Source organism: Gilliamella sp. App6-5, from assembly GCF_001690525.1.
Taxonomy (GTDB): domain Bacteria; phylum Pseudomonadota; class Gammaproteobacteria; order Enterobacterales; family Orbaceae; genus Gilliamella; species Gilliamella apicola_H.
In genome coordinates this window covers 1-3,326 of the sequence record NZ_LZGT01000099.1, presented here as the reverse complement: position 1 = coordinate 3,326, position 3,326 = coordinate 1, and the positions used below count along the sequence as shown (strand labels likewise).

At 32.2% G+C, this 3,326-nt stretch carries 2 protein-coding genes; both read left to right on the top strand.

Annotated elements, in window-relative coordinates; genetic code table 11:
- The coding region (locus tag A9G24_RS12960; RefSeq protein WP_176701208.1) for a hypothetical protein at positions 1-1,431 on the top strand (1,431 nt) is incomplete at its 5' end.
- 341 nt (positions 1,432-1,772) lie between these two features.
- On the top strand, positions 1,773-2,582 hold the full coding sequence (gene proC, locus A9G24_RS11525) for a pyrroline-5-carboxylate reductase (protein ID WP_065639144.1): 810 nt from the start codon (positions 1,773-1,775) through the stop codon (positions 2,580-2,582).
- Positions 2,583-3,326: the final 744 nt, after the last annotated feature.

The window sequence follows — 3,326 nt, the reverse complement described above, 5'->3', positions numbered from 1 at the left end:
TTGGCATTATTAGGATTAGTTATATCAAATAATGCTTTATCAGCATTAACAGCTGCAACAGTGAAAGAGATTCATGGTAGTGCGCCATATTTAACATTTGATAATGGCGTGACACATGCGAATTCCGTTGTTCCTTTATTGTCGATTACATTGCCTGGCAATAGAGTTGTAAATGCATCCAAAGATACCTCAAGCATGGAAAATCCAATCATGTTAGATAAGGTATCAGCAACCTTTGCAGATATAAAAACATTAGTGTCATTTAAAAATTACCCAAATGAATTAACCGATAATGTTATTGAGAATAATGGTTATTGGAAAGATGATGATGGTGATATTATTCATGGTAACGGAATGAGTAAGCTAAAAATTAAATGGGAAAATATAGAAGGGCAAGATATTACTGATTATGTGAAGCACAATGCCAATAGCTTACTCAATGGGTGTGATGCACCTTATAAATTGACGTTAGAAGTTGGGGATATGAGTATTGAAACAGAATATGGCATACCATCTCAAGGAGGTCATTTTACGGGAGGAAAACATACCTATTTCCTTTATCCAAAGGTGGATAAACCTAAGTTTTGTTACGCAAAACCAAATTTAGAGTTTGATTTTCACTCGGGTAAAATCCCTTATGATGGAGCGATTTCTTCTATTAACGCAGGAAATGGCGAGTGGAATAAGCATAGGGGGTTTTATGCTTATAATCCAGCGAATCCAGGGGCAAACTTTCCAACCACAGGCTCTCATAATTTATTTTTTTACTTGAGTGTTGCAGGAATGAAAGCACAAGAATTTATTAATACGAATGGTGATACAATTTCGAGGGGAGGGGTAACATTAACGTTAAATGCTGAAAATACGCTACCGACAGGGTTAGTCAAAATTACCTTAATGGGCCCTAAGGAGAGTAACCCTGGTTCCTTTATTCCTTCAACATTTTATTTACACGATAAAAACAATGGCTCATTGTATAGTTTTAGATTAGAGCGTTGGTATGTAGCTAAAAAAGGCGGTGCAGGCGGTTATCAAAATGCTGTAACGTTTTGTAATAATTTTAATGGTGGCGGGTATCGTGTAATTAAAGTACTGGACTTTTCTAATTCAAATCGAGCAGAAAGTGTTAATTGGCAAAATGGTATAATAGACGAAACTTATTTACGAAAAATTAGTTATAAAGAAAATGGTTATTGGATGGGAGGATTACTTAGCGAATGGGGGCGTATGACTCAAATTTACTACAAAGACAGTGATTGGGAGTTTTTTAAAGTAGGTGATCCTAATTGGGATGCAATCAACCGTGCATATTATTGGACATCAGATCAACATTACTGGGATACTAATTTTGTTGTAGAGGCTAATAATGGGCTTGTTGGAGATAGAGCTCATTCGGATCAAGATTATAGGGTAGCCTGCGTTACTCCTTAGTTTGCCAGTTATCACCTAAAACAGATCTGATCGTGGCTTTTAGGCAAGAAAGAACTCAATTTTTTGCCTAGATAGCCAATAAATTTCGCATTGATGTAAACTAAGAATTAATATGGTTGCTAATTAGTTTTAAACAACACGTCAGCAAATGCTACTTTTCTTATTTAAAAAGTAAAATGTTTAACAACTATTGATCACACACTTTAATAGAAATTAGCTTTAGATTTAAAAATACTTATAAATATAGTTAACGATAAACTATATTGTTAAAAAGTGAGTTTTGTATTAAAAAAATATTCTATAATTGTGAAAAAGCATTGATATTAAAAGGTGATAAATAAATGGAACAAAAAATTGGTTTTATTGGTTTAGGTAACATGGGAAATGCCATATTGCAAGGTATTTTGGGTAGTAATATTGTGCCAGGAACACAAATTTATGTTTATGATCATCATCCAGAAAAAGGTCAAGTTCTTAATCAAACTTATTCAGTCAATAATCTCGATTCAGCAAGAGATGTTGCTCGTGAAGTCGATATAGTTTTTATTGCGGTTAAGCCTAATGTGATTGTTGATGTACTTGTTGATATTCAAAAAGAGTTAAAGAAAAATACCATCGTTATTTCAATTGCGGCAGGTGTTACCATTAAAACAATTGCCAAATGTGTAGGTTATGAGCAAAAAATTATACGAGTTATGCCAAACACACCAGCACTTGTTAATGCCGCAATGTGTTCAATTACTCCCAATACCGAAATTACGGATGAAGAATTATCTGCTGTTCAACAATTATTAAATTGTATTGGTGAAACAGAAGTTGTTCCTGAAGATTTAATTGATGCAGTTATTGGTGCAAGTGGATCTTCCCCCGCTTTTGTGTTTATGTTTATTGAAGCACTAGCTGATGGCGCGGTTAAAGGCGGATTATCAAGAAAACAAGCTTACAAGTTTGCTGCCCAAGCAGTTTTAGGATCGGCAAAACTATTATTAGAAACAGGTAAACATCCAGGTGAATTAAAAGATATGGTCTGCTCACCTGCTGGCACTACAATTGAGGGAGTGCAAATGCTTGAAGCTAAAGGCTTTCGGTCAGCTGTGATTGATGCAGTGGAAGCAACAATTAATAAATCTAAATATCTTTCGGAAAAGTAAATATAAAATTACCTATATTTTATATTTATTAAGTAATTTTAAAGGCATTACAAAACAAAAAATATGATTAAATATCAATCATTGTTGGGCGTGAGCAATATAGAAAAAATGTTTAATGAGGAGTGGATAAAACATTTTTCTTTAGCTATGAACAATATTAACTTAAAAAATGACAACTAATACTTGATGATTTGAATAGGTAAAATAATAACTAGTAAATTAATACTAGTTATTATATTGTTGATGTGCGAAAATATTTAACAAAATATTACAGACTTTTAATTTTCGATTATCAGCTATAAATTTAACTCTATCAATATAATTCATAAATAAAAAAGCTAAATTTACAAATCTTAACAAAAAATAAGTTTATTTACTTTAAAGCGATACGTTTTTATGTTTATAATCTGTCTCTCTATTTATCCTAAAGTCTTATTTTGAGATTTAAATATAAGTTATTATTAAATAATCAATTGGGGAAAATTAATTAATCAGTTATTAATTGCTAATCTAATAATTTTATATGAAGATAACAAAATAAATCAAAGGCTTTGCGAAAATGTATAGGTCATGGTAAAATGGTAAACAACAGCACACAGCACACAGCACACAGCACACAGCACACAGCACACATTTTGAACAATTCCCAAAGTTAACTGTACAATACAACTATCATCAATCTTTAAGTATCTTATTCCACTTTTTTAATCATCGGGCGTTTAGTCAAATTTTATCGTTTATATC